The following is a 23,530-nucleotide window of genomic DNA, read 5'->3' as shown; positions in this document are numbered from 1 at the left end:
GTCGTCGGCGAGTGGGCGGGCCGCCGGCCCGGTCGCGGGTGCGACCGGGCCGGCGGGTTCGAGAGCTGTACGCGTCAGCGCCGGGCGGCCAGCTCGAGGTCGCCGATCGCGGGCTCCAGGACGGCGGGGGCCGGCTCGCCCTCGATCGACACTCGCGGGGTGATCCGCTCGGCCCAGCGCGGGTACCACCAGTTGCGGGCGCCGAGGCGGTGCATGACCGCGGGCACCAGCACCATCCGGACCAGGAAGGCGTCGACGAGGACGGCGGCACCCATGGCCACGCCGAGCTCAGCGATGATCCGCTCGCCGGTGAACCCGAAGGCGGCGAAGACGCAGGCCATGATGGCCGCGGCGGTGGCGATGACCCGGCCCGTCTCGGACATGCCGACCCGCACGGCGCGGCGGTTGTCGCGGGTGTGGGTCCACTCCTCGTGCATCCGGCTGACCAGGAACACCTGGTAGTCCATCGACAGGCCGAAGACGATGCCGACGATGATGACTGCGACGAAGCCCTCGATCGGTGCGCCCGAGCCCACGCCGAACAGCTCCGAGGCCCAGCCGAACTGGAAGATCGCGGTGATCACGCCCAGGCCGGCGGCGATGGAAAGCAGGTTGGTGATGGCGCCGACCAGCGGGACGAGCACGCTGCGGAAGGCGATGGCCAGCAGCACGAAGCCCAGGATGGCGATGATTCCCAGGTAGATCGGCAGCTTGGAGGTCAGCGCCTCGGAGAAGTCGAGGCCGCTGGCGGTGCTGCCGCCGACGTAGACCTGCAGGTCGGTGCCCGATTCCGCGGCGGGCACGATGTCCTCGCGCAGGCTGTTGACCAGATCGGCGGTCTCCTCGGCCTGGGCGGTCGAGGACGGGGTCACGGTGATGACGCCGATGTCCTGGCCGGCGGCCAGCGGCGCGGCGCTGACCGCGGTGACGTCCTCGACCGAGGACAGCTCCCCGGCCAGATCGGTGAACGCGGCGCGGGAGGCGTCGTCGGGGGTCTCGGCGACCAGCAGCAGCTGGGCGGCGTAGCCCTCCCCGAAGCCGTCGGCCATGACCTGGTGGTACTGGTAGGTCACCGAATCGGTGGGGTCGCTGCTGTCATCGGCCGAACCCAATCGCATGTTGGCCACCGGCGCGGCCAGCAGGATGACCAGGCCGGCCGCGATGGCCCCGAGGACGACGGGACGGCGCTGCACGGCGATCGCCCAGCGGCTCCACAGCCCGCCGGTCGACTCGGCGACCACCTGCCCAGCGGCCACCGCGCGGCGGTGGCGGCGGGACAGCACCTTGGTGCCCAGCATGGCCAGCAGTGCGGGCAGCAGGGTGAGAGCGGCGGCGACGGTGAGCAGCACGGTGACCGCGGCACCCAGCGCCATGCCGGTGAGGATGCCGATGTTGAGGATGGTCAGTCCCAGCAGGGCGATCACGACAGTGGCGCCGGCGAACAGGACGGCCCGCCCGGAGGTGTTGACCGCCTGGGCGATGGACTCCCGCAGTGGCACGCCGGACAGCAGCGCCTTGCGGTGCCGGTTGACGATGAACAGCGCGTAGTCGATGCCCACGCCCAGACCGATCAGGGCCCCCATGGTCAGGGTGTTGGCGGGCAGGTCGACCACGTTGGAGCCCACCAGCACCACCAGCGCGGAGACGCCGACGCCGACGATGCCGGTGATGATCGGGAGCAGCGCTGCCCACAGCGACCGGAACACCAGCAGCAGGATTACCAATGCGGCCAGCACACCGGCGCCCTCGGCCGCGCCGCCGGCGCTGATCACCGGCTCGAACGCGGCACCGCCGGTCAGCGCCTCCAGCGACGCACTGTCCAGGGAGTCGACCAGACCGGTGATCGCCTCGACGTCGGCGTCCTTGGTCAGCGTCAGCGACGCGTAGGCGATGTCCCCGCCGCTGCTGATCTGGGCGGCGCCGGCCGCGTCGTAGGGGCTGACCACCGACTCCACACCCGGCACGTCTGCGATCTGGGCGAGGACGTCCTGCACCTGCGCGGCCACGGCCGGGTCGGTGACATCGCCGCCGTCGGTCTGCCAGACCACGTTCCCTGCAGTCGCGTCGTCCTTATCGGGGTTCGCACCGACCTGGGCCAGCAGGCCGTAGGCGGTGCTCGACTCACTGCTGGGCACGTTCGTCGACTCGGTGAACGCCGTACCGAGACCACCCACCGCCCCGCCCAGGCCGACCAGCGCCAGCAACCACAGGGCGAGGACGACGAACCGCCGTCGCGCACACCATCGAGCAAGAGCAGACATGACAGGTCCTCCAGGACTCCGAGATCGGCAACTGCGGCAAGCCTGCGATCCCAGGCCACTCAGGTCGTCGTCCTGCCGAACCCATTGCGCGTACTGCGCTCGCAGTACGTCCCGTCGGCCTGCCCGCGGCACGCCTCCCCAGGCGGCCACCGCGCACGTGCAGCGCGCGGCCCCGACCGCCGGCGAGACCGGGTCGCCGGCCACCAGGTCGGCACGTTCGGCGACGGTGCGGTAGAGCACCTCGACGCGCTCGTCGGCGCGTACGTCGTGTGGAACGCCCTCCGCCAGGAGCCACACCCACGCGCTCGCGGCAGCTGTCGGATCGGCAGGCCGGGTCAGAGGCTCGACGCGCGTGGTCCTCGCACGATCCCGGTGACGGGTTGTGACTGCGCGTGCCGGTGCTCCACACGATGGTTGATCCAGTCGCGATCGAGCTCCGACCACTCACGGTCAAGACGTACTGCGGTCGCAGCACAGGGAGTCGGTCCCCAGGGACGAGTCGTCCGCCCATCGATCCGACCACGATCGGTGCGTCTAACGGCGATACACGCCGGAACCTGGAGGAGCGACGTGCCCGTGACCACTCCCGACAGCCGGCAGGAACCGACGCAGGACACGGAGGCCCCAGTCCTCGCGAATCTGGCGGCCCTCGACCTGCTCGGCTCGGCACGGGGGAGCTCAGGCGTTTCCTCCTGGAGTACCGGCGTACCGGGTCTCCTAGCCCCGGGGCTGCGCGTCCGGGCTGGGCTTCCGGCCCGGTTGAAAGAACACGTCGTCGAAGACCACGTCGACGGCCCCGTCGTCCTCGTCCTGTTCGTCCTCTTCAACACACAGACGGTCGAGGTCGACCTGGTCTTCGCCGTCATCGACGCCCCGCTGGTACTCGCGCTGGTCACTGCAGCAGTGCTGGGCGGCCTCGTCGTCGGGCTGGCTGAGCTCGCATTTCGCGCCCGCCGCAAACGCCGTTGACTCGAGCGCAACACCTCGCCTGGAACGCCCCCCTCACCGTCGGCGTGGCCATCTACGTCGACGTGGGCCACTTCAGTCCGGAGGGCATTGTTCGTGCCGTAGCCTGCGGCACGACTGCGGGAACGACGAACCGTAGACGCGCCGGCGTCGCTCCAAAGGTCGACCCGACCTTTCGTATGGTCGCCGTCGCACAGGACGTACCCAGCCAGGGCTCACCCCTCGGGTCCGAGTGGTCCCGCCATCGCCGCCTGGCCCGAGAAGCCCCGGACGTCCACTCTGCAGCGTGATCCCTGAGGGAAGGGGCCCTCCCTCAGCCGGTTCTTGAACCCCCTGCAGAATCCAAGATCACGAGCCATCACACCTCTTGCTTTCCGGAACGGTGTCGGCTCTTAACTGGAGAGACCGAGACCGTGGCAGCCGGGTCACAGGTCGCGGAGGCGAGAGAGGTTGTCTTCCGGCTCCTCCAGTCCGTCGCGCATGCGGACCTCGTAGCCGAGCTTCTCGAGCACGGCGATGGCCTCGCCTGGGGCGTCTCGGACGACCGCGCGGATCTGCATGCGGCGCCACCGCTCCCGGCCCGTGGCCAGAGCATCGCGCCAGCCGGGCTCGTGGTCCACGCCGAGCTCCCTGACGAGCATGTCAAGGACGTCCTCAAGGCTGGGGCGGAACCGGCTGCCACCGACCGGGAAGTGAAGATCCGACATCCGCGGCACGCCGGTTCCTTGGGCGGCACGCCCCGCGCGCCTCTGCCCGCGGCGCGTTGCCGTGCCCGACCGCGTCATCACATACGTCAACGCGTCCCGGTGCCCGTGGATCTGGATGTGAGCGCCGGGAACGTCCCCGCCGGGCGACCGGGTGTATTCGTAGCGGAACAGCGGCTCGGAGTCGGCCTTCGCGCCGGCGTAGACCTTGACCGCGGACGTCTCGACGGCCAGGAACAGTTGCTGGCTGTCCCAGACACAGCGGTACTCAGCGGTGAGGTTCAGCAACGGGACACCGCCGACGGCGGTGACGTCCCCGCTGGTGGTGTAAGTCCAGGTCACCGTCCACGTGGGTGATCACGTGAAGGGGCCATCGTGTGATGGTCAGCGAGACCACGCCAATGGTTCTCGCGGAAGGACACAGCACACGATGGCCCTGGACCAGTCTGCCCTGCTCGAGGTGCTCCAGGCACTGAAGGCCGCCGAAGTCGACGACCGGATTCGGTCGGCGGCCACCACCATCTACCAGGCCCTGATCGAGGCCGAGCTCACCGCGGTGATCGGCGCCGCCCCGCACGAGCGCACCGACGCCCGCACCGCCCAGCGCAACGGCTCCCGCCCGCGGGTGCTCAGCACCACGGCCGGGGATCTGGAGCTGCGCATCCCCAAGCTGCGCGCCGGCTCGTTCTTCCCCTCGCTGCTGGAGCGCCGGCGGCGGATCGACCAGGCCCTGTTCGCGGTGGTGATGGAGGCCTATCTGCACGGCGTCTCCACCCGCAAGGTCGACGATCTGGTGAAGGCGCTGGGCGCCGATTCGGGCATCTCCAAGTCCGAGGTCAGCCGGATCTGCGGCGATCTGGACGAGGAGGTCGCTGCCTTTCGCGACCGCTCACTGGCCGAGCAGGCGTTCCCCTACGTGTTCCTGGACGCGACCTACTGCAAGGCCCGGGTCCACCGCAGAGTCGTCTCGCAGGCCGTCGTCATCGCCACCGGGGTGGCCGCCGACGGGCACCGCGAGGTGCTCGGCTTCGCCGTCGGCGACTCCGAGGACGGGGCGTTCTGGACCGCGTTCCTGCGCTCGCTGAAGGCCCGCGGCCTGGCCGGCACCCAGCTGGTCATCTCCGACGCCCACACCGGGCTCAAGGCCGCCATCAGTGCAGTCCTGCTGGGTGCGGCGTGGCAGAGGTGCCGGGTGCACTTCATGCGCAACGTGCTGGCCCAGGTGCCCCGCGGCAACAGCGAGATGGTCGCCGCCGCCATCCGCACCATCTTCGCCCAGCCCGACGCCGAGCACGTGCACTCCCAGCTCGACGTCATCGCCGGCATGCTCGGCCGCCAGTCCCCTCAGGTCGAGGCGATGCTCCGCGACGCCGGTGAAGACCTGCTGGCCTTCACCGGCTTCCCGGTCGGGCACTGGAAGCAGATCTGGTCGACCAATCCGCTGGAGCGGCTGAACAAGGAGATCAAGCGGCGCACCGACGTCGTCGGCGTCTTCCCGAACCCCGAGGCCCTGCTGCGGCTGGCCGGCGCGGTGCTGGTCGAAGCGCACGACGAGTGGCAGGTCTCCGACCGCCGCTACCTCTCCGAAGGCTCGATGGCCGCCATCCGCCCGACCACCAACACCGACCCAGCCCTGGCAGCACCGGCAGCTCTCACGGCATAGTCACCTCACCGCTGACCAACACGGTGAGGACTACATCCACCACTCAGCGGGACGTCACCCCGACGGCCAGCGGGACGCCGGTGCGCGGCTCCTGGTGAACGCTGACCCGGTCGGTTTGCGGATGGTGCAGCGTCCGGGCCCGGAACGCCTCGACATGCGCGCCGACCACTCCTCGGACCGTGTCGGTCAGCTCCGCGGCGAACCGTTGCGCCTCCGCCTCCAGCGAGCTCCCGCTGGTCACTCCGAGAGCAGGTAGTCGAGTTCGTCTAGCTCGGTGAGGGCGGCGAGTTCCTCGGCGTTGAGCATGTAGCGAGCGGCCCGGTCGCGCAGGTCGCACTCGTCCCCACCGACGGAGGCGAGAATCTCGACGCGGCGACGCCTCGCCTCTTCCACGGACAGCGTCTCGACGACCGGCACGCCACTCTCCTCCCTCGCTCACCGTCCACTCAGGTGGACGCCTCCACTATGCCCATCGGCACCGACAGTTTCGAGATCAAGCGCAGCCCATGGTCTGCACCCCCAGCGGGAGGGCTACCGGAGAAGAACTGGAGACCTCCCCGGGAGCGTGAACGGACCCGGTCGCAAGTCGTCATGCACAGGCCAGGTGCGCCGTCCCCAGATGCGGAGCTCCTCCCCCGCTGGGTCGATCGGCCGTCCAGCCTTGCCGCAGTGGGCACCGAGCCTCCGCCGCGGAACGGGATGAGGAGCTGCCATGGGAAGGCCGCCCTTGCCGGTGGGGACCTTCGGGCAGATCCACTTCCTGAGGCTGGACAAGCACCGGGTGGCAGCCCGCACCTACTTCCGTGATCTCGACGGTCGCCGCCGCTTGGTCACCCGCTACGGCCAGACCCGTGCCCAGGCCGAGCGGCGGCTGCGGGAGGCCCTGCGTGACCGCAGCACCGGCGCCACTCCCCCGGTGCCGGCCGACAGCCGGCTCAGCGACGTGGCCGCCCTGTGGCTGGCCGACGTCGACGGCAGCGACCGGGCCTCCGGCACCAAGCGGCTGTACCGCTTCGTCACCGACGCCTACGTCCTTCCAGCGCTCGGTGAGCTGCGCCTACGGGAGGTCACCGTCCCAGCCCTCGACCGTCTGCTCACCTCGGTGCACAGCGCCCACGGCCCCGCGGCGGCCAAGTCCACCCGCAGCGTCGTCTCCGGCATCCTCGGCCTCGCCGTTCGGCACGGGCTGCTGGTCGCCAACCCGGTGCGCGAGACCCCGGCCCGCCGAGCGACGAGTGGCTCCCGCCGTCCTCGAGCGCTCACCCTCGCGGAGGCGCACCAGCTGCGGGCCCGACTGGCCGTCGACCCGACCGCGCTCCGCCAGGACCTGCCCGACCTGGTCGACTTCCTGCTCGGCACCGGGCTGCGCATCGGCGAGGCCTGCGCCGTCCGCCCAACCGACCTCGACCTCGATGCGGGCACGCTCACCGTCGCCGGCACGGTGACCCGCGACCCACTCCTCGGCCTGCTCATCCAGGAGCGGCCCAAGACCGACGCCGGCCGGCGCACCATCGCGCTGCCGCCGCAGACGCTCGACCTCCTACGCCGTCGCCTGGCCCGCCTGCCCGCCGCAGCCGACCCGCCGGTGCTGTTCCCCAGCCCGAAGGGTCTCTTGCGCGATCCGAACAACACCAGCGGAGACCTGCGCCAGGCACTCGACCGCGCCGGCTTCCTCTGGGCCACGTCGCACACCTTCCGCCGGACCGTGGCCACCCGCCTCGACGACGCCGGCCTGTCCGCCCGGCAGATCGCCGACCACCTCGGGCACAGCCGGCCCAGCCTCACCCAGGACGTCTACCTCGGCCGTGGCACCGTCAGCCCACTGACCGCAGCAGCCCTCCAGCGAAGCCTCTGATCTTCCTGGCCCTGCGCTGCCCGCAACCTCATGCGGGCCTGCGGCCCTTCGGCCTTGCCGCCTCGCCCACCGTCCGCCGAACCCGCTGACCTCGGCGGACGCCGCTCAGCAAGCTCGTCGGCACCACGCCGCACGGTCGTAGATGATGGGTTTGTGATGCGTCCTCGCGACAATTAATCGCCGCTGGGCAGCTCAACAGGCCGGTGACCTGGAGCTTTGCTCCCCCGATTGGACTCGAACCAATAACCCTGCGATTAACAGTCGCATGCTCTGCCAATTGAGCTACGGGGGATCGGCGGGCGTGCCCGCGCGCAGGGACGAGGTTACCCCACGCCGTCCCGGAACCTGCGCGGGGCCCTCCGCGTCGCGCGTCACACCGGAACGCGGCTACCGTGATCGTCCGGTCCCCGCGTCCTACCTGGAGGTTCTCCATGGCGAAGCTGTCCTTCCTCGTCGGCTTCGGTGCCGGATACGTGCTCGGCGCGAAGGCCGGCACGGAACGCTACGAGCAGATCCGCCGGGCGTGGGAGCACGCCAAGGACAACCCGCAGCTGCAGGGCCTGGCCGGCATGGCGCAGGCCCGCGCCGACGGCGTGCTGAACTCGGCCCGGGCGAGGGTCGGCCTCGGCGGCTCCAGCGACCGCTCGACGGGGGCCCGCTCGGGCTCGGTGCCGCGGGCCCGCACGGCCCCCGGCACCACCCCGGCGTCGGACACGCCGCTGCCGCCGCCGGACACCAGCGGCGGGCTCTGACCCCCGGGCGGTCGCAGCAGGACCACTGCAGGGGCCCGCCGCGGCCCAGTCCCGGGTCCCGCTGGCCCCTGCAGAGTCCTGCCGCGAGCTCGCGAGTGGCGGGGAGCAGGGGGTCCTTCCACGGTGGGCGCAGGGGGCCTTCGTCAGCCCGGCTGGTCGGCCGCGACCGCCTCGGCCAACTTCTGCCGGGCGACCTCCCGCGCGGTGGGGTCGCTGCGGTCGGCGTCGTCGTCGAAGACGACGGTCCACTCCCGCTCCGCCTGGCCGGGCAGCCGCCGGGCCACGAGCACCACCCCTCCCCCGCCGGGCAGCGGGGCGCGCCGGCTGGCGACGACGGTCTGGTCGACTCGCCGGCGGACGACGGGCGGCAGGCCCCCCGCGTCGCGCAGCGCGTGCCGCTCCACCGGCAGCCGCACCTGCACCCCGGGCTCGACCTCGGTCAGCGGGGTCACCTCGAACCGGCCGCCGCCGTCGCCGGTCGCCGTCCACCGTGCGGTGCCGACCTCGTGCCAGGGCAGGACGCCCACCTCGCCGGCCTGCGGCAGCGCCAGGTCGGCCGGCACCCGGCGCAGCCCGCGGGACGTCGCGACCAGCCAACCCTCGTCGCGCACGAGCGTTCCCCAGGCCAGCACCCGCTCGTCGGGGTCGGGCGAGGCGAGCACCACCGCGCGGACGAGCTCCGGCGGCCGGGTGAACCGCTGCAGCAGGCGGTCGAGCACGGTCATGCGTTCAGCCCGCCCATCGCCCGCTTGCGCAGCGAGATCGCCTGCTGCTCCAGCGCCATCAACTGGCCGAACGCCTTCATGTACTCGTCGCCGGCCTCGACCGGGTTCATCCGCTGCAGCCGGCCCTTGAGCGCGGCCACCTGACGGACGGTGTGCATCTCCTCCAGCCGGGCCAGCACCGCGTTGACGTAGCCGGCGTCGGCCTCGCCGACCGAGCGCATCGGCTCGACGGCCAGCGCGGTGAGCAGCGCGGTCGCGCTCTCCCGCGTGCAGTGGGCGGCGATCTCGTCCAGCCAGGCTGGGCCGGTGACGCGGGTGGCGGCCGCTCCGCCGGCGGCGGCGACCGCGGCGGCGACGGCCGCGTAGTCGGGGTCGGTGTAGGCCTCGACCGGGATCGCGTCGAACGACGGCCCGGCCAGCTCCGGGCTCTGCAGGACGGCCTTGAGCGCCTCCCGCTCGACCTCGACGGCGACGTCGTCCGGGCTCTTCTGCGGCGTCCGCGCCCGGACGCGCGCCGGCGGGCCCCCGGTGTCGCCCGTGAGCCGGCGGACCCGCTCGAGGACCTCGGTCTCGTCGGTGTTGCCGATCATCCCGGCCAGCTGGCGGGCGTAGGCTGGACGCAGCGCGTGGTCCTTGATCTGGGCGACCAGCGGCGCGGTCTTCTCCAGCGCGGCCACCCGGCCCTCGACGGTGTCGAGGTCGTAGCCGGCCAGCGTGGTCTTGAGGACGAACGCGATCAGCGGCGTCCGGCGCCCCACCAGGTCACGGACGGCGGCGTCGCCGTGCGCCTGCCGCAGCTCGCAGGGGTCGCGGCCGTCGGGCTCCACGGCGACGAAGGTCTGACCCACGAAGCGCTGGTCCTCGGCGAAGGTCTTCATCGCCGCGGCCTGCCCCGCGGCATCGCCGTCGAAGGTGTAGATGACCTCGCCGCGGAACTCGTCCTGGTCCATGAGCAGCCGGCGCAGCACGCTGATGTGCTCCGCGCCGAACGCGGTGCCGCACGAGGCGACGGCGGTGGTGACGCCGGCGAGGTGGCAGGCCATGACGTCGGTGTAGCCCTCGACGACGACGGCCTGGTGACGGCGGGCGATGTCCCGCTTGGCCCGGTCGATGCCGTAGAGCACGCTGCTCTTCTTGTACAGCGGCGTCTCCGGGGTGTTCAGGTACTTGGGGCCCTGGTCGTCGTCCATCAGCTTGCGGGCGCCGAAGCCGATGACGTCGCCGGTGATGTCCTTGATCGGCCAGACCAGCCGGCGGTGGAAGCGGTCGATGAGCGTGCCGCGGCTGGACTCCTTGGCCAGCCCCGCCGTCACCAGCTCCTGCTGCGTGAAGCCCTGCCCGCGCAGGTGACGGGTCAGCGTGTCCCAGCCGCCGGGCGCGAACCCGCACCCGAAGTCCACCGCCACCTGCCGGTCGAAGCCGCGGTCGGCGAGGAACTGCCGGGCCGGTGCGGCCTCCGGGCTGCCGAGCTGCTCGGCGTAGAAGACCGCCGCCGCGGTGTTGGCCGCGACCAGCCGGGCGCGTTGCCCGGCCTGCGAGCGGTCGGGGGCGCCGGTGGGGCGGCCGCCGTCGTCCTCGTAGTGCAGCTCGACGTTGGCCCGCCCGGCCAGCAGCTCGACGGCCTCGGTGAACGACAGGTGGTCGATCTCCTGCACGAAGCGGATGACGTCGCCCCCCACGCCGCAGCCGAAGCAGTGGTAGAGCCCGCGGCCGGGCGTGACGTGGAACGACGGCGACTTCTCGTCGTGGAACGGGCAGAGCCCCTTGAGGCTGCCCCCGCCCGCACGCTTGAGCTGCAGGTGCTCGCCGACGACCTCGTCGATCCGCGACCGCTCACGGACCAGCGCGATGTCCGCCGCTCGGATGCGTCCCCGCCCGGCCATCAGCTGCCCCCTGCCGCGGCGGCGCCGCCGGCGATCGCCGCCGTGGAGGCGGCCTGGTCGCGGCGGCTCATCACGAGCGCGAGCCACAGCAGGAAGACCTGGTGCTCCAGCGGCAGCGACTCGTCGGGGGTCAGCGTCGGGCGCGGTGACCAGCCGCCCGTCGTCCCGGTCTGGGCCACCACCCGGTCGCCGGCGAGGTACCGGTATCCACCCTTCCAGCGGGAGACGACCTCCGACCGGAGCGTCGCCCCCTCCAGGTCGGCCTCCCAGGTGCCCTTCCAGAACGACGTCTGCCGCGCCCGCAGCCGGGCGGCGTCCTCCGGCTCGCCCGCCCAGCGGCCGGTGAGCGTCCCCCTGCGCTTGGCGAGCACCCACTCGCGGTCGCCGACGACGGCCGTGGCCGCCTCCTTCCAGGTCGACGCCCGCAGCGTGGCGACGACGACGCCGTCGCGCAGCACGGGCAGGACGCCCTTCTCCGTGCCGGCCGAGCCGGCCTTGCCCAGTTCGAGCACGACTCCTCCTCGCTCAGCCGATCCCCGGCGCGCCGGCGACGCTCTCGCCGGTCGCGCGGTAGAGCAGGTAGGCCGCCGTCTCCCGGAGGATGTACCGGAACTGCGTGGCGCGGGTCTGCACCGCCGGGCCCTGCCGGGTCGGCGAGCTGTCGGCGGTGATGCCGGCGTCCTCGGCCATCCGCTCCGCGCGCATCGCGTGCCACGGGTCGGTCACCAGCACCGCGGAGTCCCAGCCGCGCTCGTCGAACGCGGTGCCCACGGCCCGCATGCTCTCCAGCGTGTCGACGCCCTCCTCGACCGCCAGCAGCGCGTTCTCCGGCACACCGGCCTCGGCCAGGTAGGCACGCCCGGACTCCGCCTCGGTGAACTGGTCACCGTCCGCCTTGCCGCCGACGGTCACGACCACCGGCGCGACACCGTCCTGGTACAGCTGCAGCGCGTGCTCCAGCCGCGCCTCGAAGATGGAGGACGGGACGCCGTTGTACTGCGCCGACCCGAGCACCACGATCGCGTCTGAGTGGGGCTGCGAGTCCTGTCGCGCCGTCCACCAGATCGCCGTCGCGGTGGAGACGACGAGCAGGACGACGGCGAGCACGACGGCGCCCACCACCCGGCCGACCAGGCTCCCCGCGCGCACGCCCACCCGTCATGGGTACCACGCGGGGCCGTCGGTTCGGAGTCGGTGCGGCGGGTGTGCCGGACCACCCCTGCGAGCCGGCCCCGGTGCAGGGGCCCGCGCCGAGCCTGCGAGGCGTGGGGGGCACCGGGGTCCTCTTTCAGGCGTCGGCGCGGTCCGCTCCCAGCGCCGCGCGGCCGGCCTCGAGCCGGGCCACCGGCACGCGGAACGGCGAGCAGGACACGTAGTCCAGCCCCACCTCGTGGAAGAAGTGCACCGAGTCCGGGTCGCCGCCGTGCTCGCCGCACACGCCGAGCTTGAGGTCCGGCCGCGCCGACCGGCCCTCCCGGGCGGCGACCTCCACCAGCCGGCCGACGCCCGGCCGGTCCAGCGACTCGAACGGCGAGACGCCGAAGATGCCCTTGTCCAGGTAGGCGTGGAAGAACGCGGCCTCGACGTCGTCCCGGGAGAAGCCCCAGGTCATCTGGGTGAGGTCGTTGGTGCCGAAGGAGAAGAACTCGGCCGACCGGGCGATCTCGTCGGCGGTCAGGGCGGCGCGCGGCACCTCGATCATCGTGCCGATGAGGACGTCGAGCTCGACGCCGCACTCCTCGAACACCGCGGCGAGCACCTTCTCCGCCTCGTCGCGGATCGCCTCGAGCTCCTGCACCGCCCCGACCAGCGGGATCATGATCTCCGGCCGCGGGTCGCCGCCGGCCGCCTTGCGCTCGCAGGCCGCCTCGGCGATGGCCCGCACCTGCATGGCGAACAGCCCCGGCTGGACGAGTCCGAGGCGCACGCCGCGCAGGCCGAGCATCGGGTTCTCCTCGTGCATCCGCCGCACGGCGGCCAGGAGCCGCAGGTTGGCCTCGTCCGGGTGCCCCTCGGCCTCGGCGACCGCGACCCGCACCGCGAGGTCGGTGAGGTCGGGCAGGAACTCGTGCAGCGGCGGGTCGAGCAGCCGCACGGTCACCGGCAGCCCGTCCATCGCCTCGAAGATCTCCAGGAAGTCCTGCTTCTGCAGCGGCGCCAGCGCGTCGAGGGCGGCCTGCTTGCTCTCGTCGTCCTCGGCGAGGATCAGCTTCTCCACCAGCTGCCGCCGGTCGCCGAGGAACATGTGCTCGGTCCGGCACAGGCCGATGCCGCGGGCGCCGAACCGGCGGGCGCGGGCGGAGTCCTCGGGGGTGTCGGCGTTGGTGCGCACGTCGAGCCGCCGCACCTCGTCGGCGTGGGTGAGGATCCGGTGCACGCTGCGCACCAGGTCGTCGGCGTCGTCGGAGTCCGGGTCGATCCCGCCCTCGAAGTAGCGGACGACGGACGACGGCTCGACCGGCACCTCGCCCAGCCACACCCGGCCGGTGGAGCCGTCGATCGAGATGACGTCGCCCTCCTCGACGGTGACGCCGCCGGGGGCGGTGAAGCGGCGGTTCTTCGTGTCGACCTGCAGCTCCTCCGCGCCGCAGACGCAGGTCTTGCCCATGCCGCGGGCGACGACGGCGGCGTGCGAGGTCTTGCCGCCGCGGCTGGTGAGCACGCCCTCGGCGGCGATCATCCCGGAGAGGTCGTCGGGGTTGGTCTCCCGCCGGACGAGGACCACCTTCTCGCCCCGGTCGGCCCACTGGACGGCGGTCTCCGAGGAGAACACCGCCTTGCCGACGGCGGCGCCGGGCGAGGCGTTCATGCCCTGGGTGAGCTGGGTGGCGTCCCCACCCGAGACGAACCGCGGGAACATCAGCTGGGCCAGCTGGTCGCCGGTGACCCGCCGGACGGCCTCGTCCATGTCGATGAGGCCCTCGTCGACCAGCTGGGTGGCGATCCGGAAGGCGGCTGCCGCCGTCCGCTTGCCGACGCGGGTCTGCAGCATCCAGAGCTTGTTGCGCTCGACGGTGAACTCGATGTCGCACAGGTCGCGGTAGTGCGACTCGAGGGTGCTCATGATCGACAGCAGCTCGCGGTAGGCGCTCTCGTCGATCCGCTCCAGCTCGGGCAGCGGCACGGTGTTGCGGATGCCGGCGACGACGTCCTCGCCCTGCGCGTTCTGCAGGTAGTCGCCGTAGACCCCCTGCTCGCCACTGCCCGGGTCGCGGGTGAAGGCGACGCCGGTGCCGGAGTCCATGCCGAGGTTGCCGAACACCATGGCGACGACGTTGACCGCGGTGCCGGCGTCGCTGGGGATGCGCTCGCGGCGGCGGTAGAGGACGGCCCGCTCGGCGTTCCACGAGTCGAAGACGGCGTTGATCGCCAGGTCCAGCTGCTCGCGCGGGTCCTGCGGGAAGTCGCGGCCGCACTGGTCGCGGACGATGGCCTTGAACCGGCCGACGACGTCCTCGAGGTGCTCGGCGTCGAGGTCCAGGTCGGACTCGGTGCCCTGCTCGCGCTTGGCCTCGTCGAGGGCGTGCTCGAACAGCTCGCCGTCGATGCCGAGGACGGTCTTGCCGAACATCTGGATCAGCCGGCGGTAGGAGTCCCAGGCGAAGCGCTCGCTGCCGGACTGGGCGGCCAGCCCGCGGACCGACTCGTCGTTGAGGCCGACGTTGAGGACGGTCTCCATCATCCCGGGCATCGAGGCCGCGGCGCCGGAGCGCACGGACACCAGCAGCGGGTCCGACGGGTCGCCGAGGGTCTTGCCCATCGCCTTCTCCAGCGCCGTCAGGTGCTCGGTCACCTGGTCGGCCAGCTCCGGCGGGGTGCTGCCGTGCTCCAGGTAGAAGCGGCAGGCGTCGGTGGTGATGGTGAACCCGGGCGGCACCGGCAGTCCGAGGTTCGTCATCTCGGCCAGGTTGGCGCCCTTGCCGCCCAGCAGGTCCTTCTGGTCCTTGTTGCCCTCGCTGAAGTCGTAGACCCAGGTGACCGTCCCGGTACCGCTGCCCACCGTGCACCTCCGCGCTCGTCCGCCGGCTGGTTCCTGCCTGCCGGGGGCGGCGGACCGGGGTCTCCCGTCGCCGCCCCGGCGGGCACGGTCCCCAGACGCAGACACGGGTAGACGTCTCATACGTCATCTCGGGACCAGACAGCGATCGTGGCCCACCGGCCCGGAACACGCCAGACCGACGGCAACCGGAGGCGCGGCCCCTGGTGACGTACTGGAACGGCCACCCTCCAGTGGAAGGACCACCCCGCCCCCCACCGCCCGCGAGCTCGCGGCGGGACCCTGCAGGGTGGCCGCGAGCAGGGTTCCGCTCTCAGCCGGTGGCGGTGCCGCAGACGCGCGCGCCCTGCTCGCTGACGACGGTGAGGGTGGAGGTGCTGCCGTCGCTCCAGGCCACCTCGACCCGCTGCACCGGTGCGCCGTCCGCCTCGTCGGCGATCGTCCCGGTGACCTCACCGGTGCCACCGGGGGCGTACTCGGCGGGCACCGCCTGCGGCGCCAGCCGCGCCCGCTCCTCCGCGCAGAGCAGCCCGTAGGCGGTCTCGAGGTCGTCCTGGGCGAGCGCGGCGAGGAAGACCCCGGAGACCTCGCGGGCCTGCTCCTCGGGGCTGCCCTTCACCAGCGGCAGGCCGACGGCCATGCCGATGGCGACGGCGACGGTCCCGCCGATCACCGCGAGGATCAGCGCCCGCGCCGGGCGCGGGGTGCCGGTGTGCAGCGGCGCCGGGTCGTCGTCGTAGAGATAGGGGCCGTCACTCATGGCTCGACTCCGGTCTGTGTGCCCGCTGCGCTCGTCGACGCTCATCCGCCGCTCACCAGCAGCTCGGCCCCCGCCGGCGGTCGGGGGTCGTCGCGGTCGGCCAGCCAGCCCTCGGGCAGCGCCACCGGGCGCGGCGGGCTGGTGCGCCCGCGCGGTCCACCGAGCACCGCCGTCGGGTACGGCTGGTCGGGGATCCCGGCCAGGAGCTCGGCCAGCTCGTCCAGCGAGCTGACCATCGCCAGCGCGCGGCGGACGTCGGAGCCGACCGAGAACCCCTTGAGGTACCAGGCGACGTGTTTGCGGAAGTCGGTGCAGCCGTGCAGCTCGCCCTGCTCCTCGGAGAGGAGCGTGGCGTGCCGGTGCATCACCGCGGCCACCTCGCGCAGCGTCGGCAGCGCGCGGCGGGTCTGCCCGGCGAAGGCGGCCGCGAGGTCACCGAACAGCCACGGCCGGCCCAGGCAGCCGCGGCCGATGACGACCCCCGCGCAGCTGGTCCCGGCGACCATCCGCAGCGCGTCGTCGGCCTCCCAGATGTCACCGTTGCCGAGCACCGGGATGTCGACGGCCTCCACCAGCCGGGCGATGGGGGCCCAGTCGGCGGTGCCGCTGTAGAGCTGGTCGGCGGTGCGCCCGTGCAGGGTGATCCCCGCGGCGCCCTCGTCCTGGGCGATCCGCCCGGCGTCGAGGTAGGTGACGTGGTCGGCGTCGATGCCGATGCGGGTCTTCACCGTGACCGGGACGTCCCCGGCGGCGCGGACCGCGGCCCGGACGATGTCGCGGAAGAGCACCCGCCGCCACGGCAGCGCCGAGCCGCCGCCCTTGCGGGTGACCTTGGGCACCGGGCAACCGAAGTTCAGGTCGACGTGCGCCGGGCGGGTGCCGGCGACGCCCTCGTCGACCAGCATCTCCACCGCGCGGCCGACGGTGGCCGGGTCGACGCCGTAGAGCTGCACGGAGAAGGCATCCGCCTCGTCGGGGGTCGCCCGGACCATCTGCAGCGTCTTCTCGTTGCGCTCGACCAGCGCCCGCGTGGTGATCATCTCGCAGACGTAGAGCCCGGCACCGAACTCGCGGCACAGCGTGCGGAAGGCCGGGTTGGTGATACCGGCCATCGGTGCCAGCACCACGGCGGGGTCGACGGTGAGCGCGCCCAGGTGCAGCGGAGCAGGACCGGTCGCGGGGGACGACGGTCGCTCGAGGACGCTGCTGCTCACGATCTCCAGGGTAGGTGGCGAGCCGGCTTCCCCTCCCCCACCGCCCGGGTGACGGTTGTGGTCGTCGACACCGGAGCGTCCGTGTGTGCCGGCGACCACGACCGCTCACCCGGAGGGCGGCGGACGCGGTTGCGTCAGGCTGCCGGGTCCACCACGCGCAGGTCCGTGTGGGCGGCGAGCACGGTGAAGTCGGGGTCCCGGTGGAGCACCGGGACGCCGTGCCGCAGGGCGACGGCCGCGACCAGGCAGTCGTTCAGCGAGCGGGGGGTCTCACCCGCTCGCCGGCACGTGCGGTAGAGCGCAGCCGCGTGCTCGGCGTCCACCGGCGACTGCTGGCGGAGCAGGTGGGCCCCGGCCACGAAACGACGGAGGCGCGCCGCGCGCTCCTCGTCGGTCGTGCCGGCCAGCACCTCGAGCAGCACGACGTCGGTCGTCGCCGCCCGCTGTTCGCCGATGAGCCGCTCCAGCAGGTCCTGCTCGGGGCCACCGGAGTCCCGGAGATAGGCGATCCACACCGAGGAGTCGACGAGGACGGTCACTCCCCGGCCCACTGAGCGGCCGCCTCGGCAGCCTCGCCGCTCCGGATCTCCTCGAGGTCCGCACCCCACCCGCTGCCGCGCATCGCGTGCATCTCGCGCGTCGTCATCGGGACGACCGAGACCTGACGCAGGGCGAAGTCGACGGCGTCCTTCTTCGTCGACAACCCGTAGCGGCGCATGACGCCGGCGACGAGGTCGTCGTCGATGTCGATGTTGGTCCGACTCACACCTCCATCGTACACATCGAGGTGTATGCGATACACCACTGCGTGGTCGTGAGCGCGACCCCGTTGCGACCCCTGCCTCGGGGCACCGCGTCGGGCGCAGCGGACGCCTCGGCGTGAGCGGAGCGCCAGCAGCCGCAGCACCCGGACGGCCTGATCGGTCACGGCGACACGGTGGCCGACGATCCGGACCGCACCTGACTGCATCCGCCCCCAGCGTGCCGCCATGGAGACGACACGGACGACGACGGTGGACTGGACCTCCGAGCTGGTCGAGCAGCTGGACCTGCACTGGCGCACGCAGCTGCGGCCGCGGCTGGACGGACTCACCGACGAGGAGTACCGGTGGGAGCCGGTCCGCGGAGCCTGGAACGTCCGCCCGCGAGGCACCGGCGCGGCGCCGATCCAGGCGGGACGGGGCGACTTCACCATCGACTTCGCCGTACCCCAGCCCGACCCCGCGCCGGTCACCACCATCGCCTGGCGGATCGGGCACGTGGTCGTCGACGCGGCCCACGCCGCCTGGACCGCCGGCGTCCGCAGCCTGGACGAGCAGCGCCTGCGACGTCCGTGCGGCCCGGCCGAGGGTCCGTGGGCGGACTCCCCCATGGCCACGCTCGTGCTGCACATCAACCGGGAGGTGCTGCACCACGGCGCCGAGATGGCCCTGCTGCACGACCTGTACCGCTGGCGCGACTGAGTGGTCCGGGCGGCCGTCCCCGCGGGGAGGGCCGCCCGGACCGCTCAGCAGACGGGCAGGCGGGTCTTGAGGTAGGTCTCGACCTGGTCCAGGCCGATCCGCTCCTGGGTCATCGAGTCGCGCTCGCGCACGGTCACCGCGTCGTCCTCGAGGGTGTCGAAGTCGACAGTCAGGCAGAACGGCGTCCCGATCTCGTCCTGCCGCCGGTAGCGGCGGCCGATCGCGCCGGCGTCGTCGAAGTCGACGTTCCAGCTCTGCCGCAGCTTCGCGGCCAGGTCGCGGGCCTTCGGCGAGAGATCGGCGTTGCGCGACAGCGGCAGGACGGCGGCCTTGACCGGCGCCAAGCGCGGGTCCAGCCGCAGCACGGTGCGGGTGTCGACGCCGCCCTTGGCGTTGGGCGCCTCGTCCTCGGTGTAGGCCTCGATGAGGAAGGCCATCAGCGAGCGGGTCAGCCCGGCTGCCGGTTCGATGACGTACGGCGTCCAGCGGGTGTTGCTGCCCTGGTCGAAGTAGGCGAGGTCGGCGCCGGAGTGCTCCGAGTGCGTCTTCAGGTCGAAGTCGGTGCGGTTGGCGATGCCCTCGAGCTCGCCCCACTCGGAGCCCTGGAAGCCGAAGCGGTACTCGATGTCGACGGTGCGCGTCGAGTAGTGGGAGAGCTTCTCCTTCGGGTGCTCGTAGTGCCGCAGGTTCTCCGGGGAGATGCCCAGGTCGGTGTACCAGCGGGTGCGCTCGTCGATCCAGTACTGGTGCCACTGCTCGTCGGTGCCGGGCTCGACGAAGAACTCCATCTCCATCTGCTCGAACTCTCGCGTGCGGAAGATGAAGTTGCCGGGCGTGATCTCGTTGCGGAAGGACTTGCCGATCTGGCCGATACCGAACGGCGGCTTCTTGCGGGCCGCGCCCATCACGTTGGCGAAGTTCACGAAGATGCCCTGCGCGGTCTCCGGGCGCAGGTAGTGCAGGCCGGAGTCGTCCTCGACCGGGCCGAGGTACGTCTTGAGCATCATGTTGAAGTCGCGCGGCTCGGTCCACGCGCCCTTCGTGCCGCAGTTCGGGCAGGTGATGTCGGCCAGGCCGTTCTCCGGCAGGCGGCCCTTCCTGGCCTCGTAGTCCTCCTCCAGGTGGTCGGCCCGGAACCGCTTGTGGCAGTTCTGGCACTCGGTCAGCGGGTCGGTGAAGACGCCGACGTGCCCGGAGGCCACCCACACCTGGCGCGGCAGGATCACCGAGGAGTCCAGGCCGACGATGTCGTCACGGCCCTGGACGACGGTGCGCCACCACTGCCGCTTGATGTTCTCCTTGAGCTCGGTGCCCAGGGGTCCGTAGTCCCAGGCGGAGCGGGTACCGCCGTAGATCTCGCCCGACGGGAAGACGAACCCCCGGCGCTTGCAGAGGTTCACCACCTTGTCGAGGCGTGCGGGGTCGTGCTTGGCGGCGCTGTCGCTCACGGCGAGGGGCTCCATCCGGCTGGCGGTCGGCGGTTGACCCGTCCACGGTAGTTGCCGCTGCTCGTCCACTCCTCCGCCGCCCGGCCGGGCGTCCCGGTGCGAGCGACCGGTCCCCTGCGGTGCCTCACCCCCTGCCCACGGTGCGGGGCAGCGGGAGAGGTCAGCCAAGAGCCGCCCCGCCGGACCACCCGGCGAGGTCGCCGTCCACCCGCAGGTGCACGCCGAGGAACTGGACGTCGCCGTCGATCGTCGCGCCCCGCCACATCATGACCCCGAGGACTGCGCCGAGCACGACCAGCGCGAGTACGACGGCGAGGATCCACGGCCAGGTGCGCCGGCGCCGTCCGGGCCTCGGCCCGACGGTGACGCCGGTGCGCAGCGTGCCGTCGAGCTCCAGCGTGCGGTCCGGATCCCGCGGTACCGGGCCGTCGAGGTGGACGGTCGGCTCGTCAGGACGGACCGGGGGCGTGGCGAGCTCGCCGCTCGCGAGCTGCGCTCGCACCGCCCGACCGGGCAGTGGTGGGGGTTGCACCGGCCTGGTGGGTTCTGCGGACGGCGGGGGTGTCGCGTCGTCCCGCCTGGGCTCGCTCATCGTGCGTCCTCCGTGCTCGAGGCCCCGGCCCTGCAGCGGCCGTCGGCGCACCGGCCTCCCCGGGGGATGCCCACGACGACGCGGGATCACCCCTCGCGCGTCCCCTCCCCGGGCACGTACACGCCCGGCTCGTCCAACGCGTGGACCCAGACCGGCGCCCCGGCGAGCTTCACCTCGGCCGCCGAGAGCGCCCGGCGGTAGGCACCGACGCCGTCCCACCGGGTGACCAGCGCCCACAGGGCATCGTCGTCGGTGCAGCGGCCGAACTCGCCGTCCCGGAAGCCGGGGCGGGCGGCGAGCGCGGCCAGCAGGACGTCGACGGCGGCAGCGAACCCGTCGGCGTCGGCCTCGGGCACCCGCAGCCGGGTCACCGCGAACACGGTCGACCTCCCATCAGGCGCGGCCCCGTCCGGAGGCTCGCCGCGAGCTCGCGAGCGGGGAGAGGGACGGGGTCTCGGGGTCCTTCAGGCGCTGCCGAAGCGGCGCTGCCGCGAGGCGTACTCCTCGCACGCGGCCCACAGGTGCCGGCGGTCGAAGTCCGGCCACAGCGTGTCGAGGAAGACGAATTCGGCATAGGCCGACTGCCACAGCAGGAAGTTGCTGGTGCGGCTCTCCCCCGAGCTGCGCACGAACAGGTCGACGTCGGGCATGTCCGGCTCGTCGAGGAACCGGGCGACGGTGTCCTCGTCCACCTTCGCGGGGTCGAGCCGGCCGGCGGCGACCTCGCGGGCGATGGCCGCGGCGGCGTCGGCGATCTCGGCGCGGCCGCCGTAGTTGACGCACATGGTCAGCGTGAGGACGTCGTTGTCGCAGGTGAGCTCCTCGGCGACCTCGAGCTCCTTGATGACGCTGCGCCACAGCCGGGGACGGCGGCCGGCCCAGCGCACCCGCACCCCCAGCTCGTGCATCTCGTCACGGCGACGGCGGATGACGTCGCGGTTGAAGCCCATGAGGAAGCGGACCTCCTCCGGGCTGCGCCGCCAGTTCTCGGTGGAGAACGCGTACGCGCTGATCGCCTTGACGCCCAGCTCGATGGCGCCCTCGACGCAGTCGAACAGCGAGGACTCCCCCGCCTCGTGCCCGGCGGTGCGCGGCAGCCCGCGCCGCTTGGCCCAGCGGCCGTTGCCGTCCATCACGATCGCGACGTGACCGGGCACCTTGTCCGGTGGCAACTGCGGTGGGCGGGCACCCGAGGGGTGCGGGTTCGGGGCCTTGACCTCACGCCTCACTCAGCAGACCTGCTTCCCGGCGTGGCGCCGTCGGATCGGACCGGTCGACCAGCGGCAGCGAGCGCAGCCCGCGCTCGAGGTGCCACTGCAGCAGCGCGGCGACCAGCCCGCTGCCCTCACGGCGGTTGGCGCTCTGGCTGGCCTCGGCGGCGTCCCAGTCGCCGGTGAGCAGCGCGTCGAGCAGCTCGATGGTGGCCGGGTTGGGCATCGCCGAGCCGGTCGGGCGGCAGGGCGGGCAGACCATGCCGCCGGCGGGCACCGAGAAGTGCCGGTGCGGGCCCTCCTCGCCGCAGCGGGCGCAGCCGCCCAGCGCCGGCTCCCAGCCGGCGACCGACATGGCGCGCAGCAGGAAGGCGTCGAGCACCAGCGGCGCCGGGTGGGTCCGCTCGGCCAACGCCCGCAGCGCCCCGATGACGAGGAGGAACAGCCGCAGCGAGGGCTCCTTCTCCTCGGCGGTGAGCCGGTCGGCGGTCTCGAGCACCGCGGTGCCGGCGGTGTAGGCCGGGTAGTCGGCGACGATCGGCTGCCCGTAGGAGCGGATCGACTCGGCCTGGCTGACGATGTCGAGGGTGCGGCCGGTGTAGAGCTGCAGGTCCACGTGGCTGAACGGCTCCAGCCGGGCGCCGAACTTGCTCTTGGTGCGGCGCACGCCCTTGGCCACCGCGCGGACCTTGCCGTACCGGCGGGTGAGCACCGTGACGATGCGGTCGGCCTCGCCCAGCTTCTGGGTACGCAGGACGACGCCCTCGTCGCGGTACAGCGCCTTCGGTGTGGTGGACATCAGCAGCTGCACTTCCCGGCGCCGGCTCGCTCCGCTCCCCGGTCGCTGTCCCCCGCGAGCGGGACGTGCCCCCGGCCTCCGGCGATGCTCACTGTGCCGCCGCCTCAGTAACCAAGCCGGTTCAGCTTCTTCGGGTCGTCCTGCCACTCGCCGAGCACCGTGACGTGCAGGTCCAGGTGCACGCGGGCGCCGAGCAGCGCCTCGATGCCCTGGCGCGCCTCGCTGCCGATCGCCTTGATGACCTGCCCGCCGCGGCCGAGCAGCATCGGCTTCTGGCTGGGGCGCTCGCAGTGCAGCAGCGCGTGGACCTCGACCAGTTCACCGCTGTCCCGCTTGGGGTCGGGACGGCGGGTCATCTCCTCGACGGTGACCGCCAGCGAGTGCGGCACCTCCTGGAACACCTTCTCCAGCGCGGCTTCCCGGACCAGCTCGGCGATCTGCCGCTCGACGTCCTCGTCGGTGGTCTGCTCCTCCGGGTACAGCGGCGGGCCCTCGGGGAGCAGGCCGACGAGCAGGTCCTCGAGCAGCTCGACCTGGTCGCCACGCACGGCGCTCACCGGCACGACCTCGGCGGCCTCGACCAGCTGGCTGGCCGCCATCAGCTGCTCGGCGACCTGCTTCTTCGACGCGGCGTCGGTCTTGGTGACCACGACCACGACCGGTGCCTGCACCTCGCGCAGCTGGCGGGCGATGAACCGGTCGCCGCTGCCGACGGGCTGGTCGGCCGGCACGCAGAAGACGATGACGTCGACCTCGGACAGGGTGTCGCGGACGACGTCGTTGAGCCGACGGCCCAGCAGGCTCCTGGGCTTGTGCAGGCCCGGGGTGTCGACCAGCACCAGTTGCCCGCCCGGCCGGTGGACGACGCCGCGGATGGCGTGCCGGGTGGTCTGCGGGCGGTTGCTCACGATGCCGACCTTCTCGCCGACCAGGGCGTTGGTCAGCGTGGTCTTCCCCGCGTTGGGGCGGCCCACCAGACAGGCGAAACCGCTCCGGTACGGCGGCTGGTCCGGTGGTGTCACGCGTTCCATCCTCCCACCCGGGGACGACACCTCCGCGCCGCCCGTGCCGTCCGGGGCGGCTGGGAGGATCGGGTCCGTGACGCAGCGGAGGCGGGACGGACGGCGCCCGTCGGCGGAGGCGGTCGACACCGCTCGGCGCCTGCACGTGCAGCAGGTCGGCGCCCACCGGTTCCTCGCCGGGCTCGGCCCCAGGCGGACGGCCACGATCGTCCCCG

The 23,530-nt window shown here is 72.6% G+C and carries 24 protein-coding genes and 1 tRNA gene; 5 read left to right on the top strand and 20 right to left on the bottom strand.

From position 1 onward, the window contains the following. Window positions 1-74 precede the first annotated feature (74 nt). On the bottom strand, window positions 75-2,261 hold the full coding sequence (locus ACU610_RS01270; protein ID WP_446765914.1) for an MMPL family transporter: 2,187 nt from the start codon (window positions 2,259-2,261) through the stop codon (window positions 75-77). Between the two features lie 576 nt (window positions 2,262-2,837). Between ACU610_RS01270 and ACU610_RS01265 the strand changes: the two genes are divergently transcribed. Then, complete coding sequence (locus tag ACU610_RS01265; RefSeq protein WP_446765913.1) at window positions 2,838-3,230, top strand: lipopolysaccharide assembly protein LapA domain-containing protein; 393 nt, start codon at window positions 2,838-2,840, stop codon at window positions 3,228-3,230. Window positions 3,231-3,652: 422 nt separating this feature from the next. On the opposite strand, the gene ACU610_RS01260 is transcribed toward ACU610_RS01265, so the two are convergent. Continuing rightward, window positions 3,653-4,273: a hypothetical protein gene (locus ACU610_RS01260; RefSeq protein ID WP_446765912.1), complete on the bottom strand. Its 621-nt coding sequence runs from the start codon at window positions 4,271-4,273 to the stop codon at window positions 3,653-3,655. 88 nt (window positions 4,274-4,361) lie between these two features. Between ACU610_RS01260 and ACU610_RS01255 the strand changes: the two genes are divergently transcribed. Continuing rightward, on the top strand, window positions 4,362-5,594 hold the full coding sequence (locus ACU610_RS01255) for an IS256 family transposase (RefSeq protein ID WP_446765911.1): 1,233 nt from the start codon (window positions 4,362-4,364) through the stop codon (window positions 5,592-5,594). A gap of 43 nt (window positions 5,595-5,637) precedes the next feature. On the opposite strand, the gene ACU610_RS01250 is transcribed toward ACU610_RS01255, so the two are convergent. Continuing rightward, a complete protein-coding gene (locus tag ACU610_RS01250) occupies window positions 5,638-5,835 on the bottom strand; it encodes a hypothetical protein (RefSeq protein ID WP_446765910.1) in 198 nt (65 codons plus the stop codon). Next, window positions 5,832-6,011 (bottom strand): hypothetical protein, encoded by a 180-nt coding sequence (locus tag ACU610_RS01245; RefSeq protein WP_446765909.1) that lies wholly within the window; start codon window positions 6,009-6,011, stop codon window positions 5,832-5,834. The genes ACU610_RS01250 and ACU610_RS01245 overlap by 4 nt, the downstream gene beginning before the upstream one ends. A gap of 295 nt (window positions 6,012-6,306) precedes the next feature. On the opposite strand from ACU610_RS01245, the gene ACU610_RS01240 reads away from it, so the two are divergent. Further along, window positions 6,307-7,449, top strand: coding sequence for a site-specific integrase (locus ACU610_RS01240; RefSeq protein ID WP_446765908.1), 1,143 nt, complete (start codon window positions 6,307-6,309; stop codon window positions 7,447-7,449). A gap of 219 nt (window positions 7,450-7,668) precedes the next feature. Here the strand turns inward: ACU610_RS01240 and ACU610_RS01235 are convergent. After that, a tRNA-Asn gene (locus tag ACU610_RS01235) sits at window positions 7,669-7,741 on the bottom strand. Window positions 7,742-7,880: 139 nt separating this feature from the next. On the opposite strand from ACU610_RS01235, the gene ACU610_RS01230 reads away from it, so the two are divergent. Next, the gene (locus tag ACU610_RS01230) at window positions 7,881-8,201 is read left to right on the top strand and encodes a hypothetical protein (RefSeq protein WP_446765907.1); all 321 of its coding nucleotides are present in this window, start codon (window positions 7,881-7,883) and stop codon (window positions 8,199-8,201) included. A gap of 143 nt (window positions 8,202-8,344) precedes the next feature. Here the strand turns inward: ACU610_RS01230 and ACU610_RS01225 are convergent, their stop codons facing one another. The 9 genes from ACU610_RS01225 to ACU610_RS01185 all read right to left on the bottom strand — a co-directional run bounded on the left by ACU610_RS01225 (window position 8,345) and on the right by ACU610_RS01185 (window position 17,546). Next, window positions 8,345-8,926, bottom strand: a complete 582-nt coding sequence (locus ACU610_RS01225) for a hypothetical protein (protein ID WP_446765906.1) — start codon at window positions 8,924-8,926, stop codon at window positions 8,345-8,347. Next, entirely contained in the window at window positions 8,923-10,809 is a 1,887-nt protein-coding gene (dnaG, locus tag ACU610_RS01220; RefSeq protein ID WP_446765905.1) for a DNA primase, read from the bottom strand. The genes ACU610_RS01225 and dnaG overlap by 4 nt, the downstream gene beginning before the upstream one ends. Continuing rightward, on the bottom strand, window positions 10,809-11,321 hold the full coding sequence (locus tag ACU610_RS01215; RefSeq protein ID WP_446765904.1) for a hypothetical protein: 513 nt from the start codon (window positions 11,319-11,321) through the stop codon (window positions 10,809-10,811). Before ACU610_RS01215 ends, dnaG begins: the two co-directional genes overlap by 1 nt. Before the next feature lie 13 nt (window positions 11,322-11,334). After that, window positions 11,335-11,964 carry a YdcF family protein gene (locus tag ACU610_RS01210; protein ID WP_446765903.1) on the bottom strand — a complete coding sequence of 210 codons (630 nt, stop codon included), beginning with the start codon at window positions 11,962-11,964 and terminating at the stop codon, window positions 11,335-11,337. A gap of 133 nt (window positions 11,965-12,097) precedes the next feature. Next, entirely contained in the window at window positions 12,098-14,809 is a 2,712-nt protein-coding gene (gene ppdK, locus ACU610_RS01205) for a pyruvate, phosphate dikinase (protein ID WP_446765902.1), read from the bottom strand. A gap of 310 nt (window positions 14,810-15,119) precedes the next feature. Then, complete coding sequence (locus tag ACU610_RS01200; RefSeq protein WP_446765901.1) at window positions 15,120-15,566, bottom strand: hypothetical protein; 447 nt, start codon at window positions 15,564-15,566, stop codon at window positions 15,120-15,122. Window positions 15,567-15,607: 41 nt separating this feature from the next. Then, entirely contained in the window at window positions 15,608-16,780 is a 1,173-nt protein-coding gene (gene dusB, locus ACU610_RS01195) for a tRNA dihydrouridine synthase DusB (RefSeq protein WP_446765900.1), read from the bottom strand. A gap of 134 nt (window positions 16,781-16,914) precedes the next feature. Then, a complete protein-coding gene (vapC, locus tag ACU610_RS01190) occupies window positions 16,915-17,319 on the bottom strand; it encodes a type II toxin-antitoxin system VapC family toxin (RefSeq protein WP_446765899.1) in 405 nt (134 codons plus the stop codon). Next, window positions 17,316-17,546, bottom strand: a complete 231-nt coding sequence (locus ACU610_RS01185) for a type II toxin-antitoxin system VapB family antitoxin (RefSeq protein ID WP_446765898.1) — start codon at window positions 17,544-17,546, stop codon at window positions 17,316-17,318. The genes vapC and ACU610_RS01185 overlap by 4 nt, the downstream gene beginning before the upstream one ends. A 223-nt stretch (window positions 17,547-17,769) precedes the next feature. Here ACU610_RS01185 and ACU610_RS01180 point away from each other — a divergent pair, with 223 nt between their 5' ends. After that, window positions 17,770-18,243, top strand: coding sequence for a DinB family protein (locus ACU610_RS01180; RefSeq protein WP_446765897.1), 474 nt, complete (start codon window positions 17,770-17,772; stop codon window positions 18,241-18,243). 44 nt (window positions 18,244-18,287) lie between these two features. Here the strand turns inward: ACU610_RS01180 and ACU610_RS01175 are convergent, their stop codons facing one another. The 6 genes from ACU610_RS01175 to era form a co-directional block, all read right to left on the bottom strand. Next, window positions 18,288-19,691 (bottom strand): glycine--tRNA ligase, encoded by a 1,404-nt coding sequence (locus ACU610_RS01175; RefSeq protein WP_446765896.1) that lies wholly within the window; start codon window positions 19,689-19,691, stop codon window positions 18,288-18,290. A 160-nt stretch (window positions 19,692-19,851) separates the two neighbouring features. Further along, complete coding sequence (locus tag ACU610_RS01170) at window positions 19,852-20,283, bottom strand: hypothetical protein (RefSeq protein WP_446765895.1); 432 nt, start codon at window positions 20,281-20,283, stop codon at window positions 19,852-19,854. Between the two features lie 86 nt (window positions 20,284-20,369). Then, the gene (locus ACU610_RS01165; protein WP_446765894.1) at window positions 20,370-20,663 is read right to left on the bottom strand and encodes an antibiotic biosynthesis monooxygenase family protein; all 294 of its coding nucleotides are present in this window, start codon (window positions 20,661-20,663) and stop codon (window positions 20,370-20,372) included. An 84-nt stretch (window positions 20,664-20,747) separates the two neighbouring features. Beyond that, window positions 20,748-21,512: an isoprenyl transferase gene (locus ACU610_RS01160; protein WP_446765893.1), complete on the bottom strand. Its 765-nt coding sequence runs from the start codon at window positions 21,510-21,512 to the stop codon at window positions 20,748-20,750. After that, the gene (gene recO / locus ACU610_RS01155; protein ID WP_446765892.1) at window positions 21,502-22,293 is read right to left on the bottom strand and encodes a DNA repair protein RecO; all 792 of its coding nucleotides are present in this window, start codon (window positions 22,291-22,293) and stop codon (window positions 21,502-21,504) included. The genes ACU610_RS01160 and recO overlap by 11 nt, the downstream gene beginning before the upstream one ends. Window positions 22,294-22,397: 104 nt before the next feature. Then, window positions 22,398-23,324: a GTPase Era gene (gene era / locus ACU610_RS01150; RefSeq protein WP_446765891.1), complete on the bottom strand. Its 927-nt coding sequence runs from the start codon at window positions 23,322-23,324 to the stop codon at window positions 22,398-22,400. Between the last annotated feature and the right edge of the window lie 206 nt (window positions 23,325-23,530).

The sequence above is a fragment of the Geodermatophilus sp. URMC 61 genome (assembly GCF_052931555.1).
The sequence above is the reverse complement of the archived record's forward strand: the minus strand, read 5'-3'. Positions and strand labels throughout refer to the sequence as shown.

Bases quoted from the DNA above. Each gene is read 5' to 3' on its own strand.
- ACU610_RS01270 (WP_446765914.1), bottom strand. From the start codon at position 2,261: ATGTCTGCTCTTGCTCGATGGTGTGCGCGACGGCGGTTCGTCGTCCTC.
- ACU610_RS01255 (WP_446765911.1), top strand. From the start codon at position 4,362: ATGGCCCTGGACCAGTCTGCCCTGCTCGAGGTGCTCCAGGCACTGAAG.
- ACU610_RS01240 (WP_446765908.1), top strand. From the start codon at position 6,307: ATGGGAAGGCCGCCCTTGCCGGTGGGGACCTTCGGGCAGATCCACTTC.
- ACU610_RS01230 (WP_446765907.1), top strand. From the start codon at position 7,881: ATGGCGAAGCTGTCCTTCCTCGTCGGCTTCGGTGCCGGATACGTGCTC.
- ACU610_RS01225 (WP_446765906.1), bottom strand. From the start codon at position 8,926: ATGACCGTGCTCGACCGCCTGCTGCAGCGGTTCACCCGGCCGCCGGAG.
- dnaG (WP_446765905.1), bottom strand. From the start codon at position 10,809: ATGGCCGGGCGGGGACGCATCCGAGCGGCGGACATCGCGCTGGTCCGT.
- ACU610_RS01200 (WP_446765901.1), bottom strand. From the start codon at position 15,566: ATGAGTGACGGCCCCTATCTCTACGACGACGACCCGGCGCCGCTGCAC.
- ACU610_RS01180 (WP_446765897.1), top strand. From the start codon at position 17,770: ATGGAGACGACACGGACGACGACGGTGGACTGGACCTCCGAGCTGGTC.
- ACU610_RS01170 (WP_446765895.1), bottom strand. From the start codon at position 20,283: ATGAGCGAGCCCAGGCGGGACGACGCGACACCCCCGCCGTCCGCAGAA.
- recO (WP_446765892.1), bottom strand. From the start codon at position 22,293: ATGTCCACCACACCGAAGGCGCTGTACCGCGACGAGGGCGTCGTCCTG.
- era (WP_446765891.1), bottom strand. From the start codon at position 23,324: ATGGAACGCGTGACACCACCGGACCAGCCGCCGTACCGGAGCGGTTTC.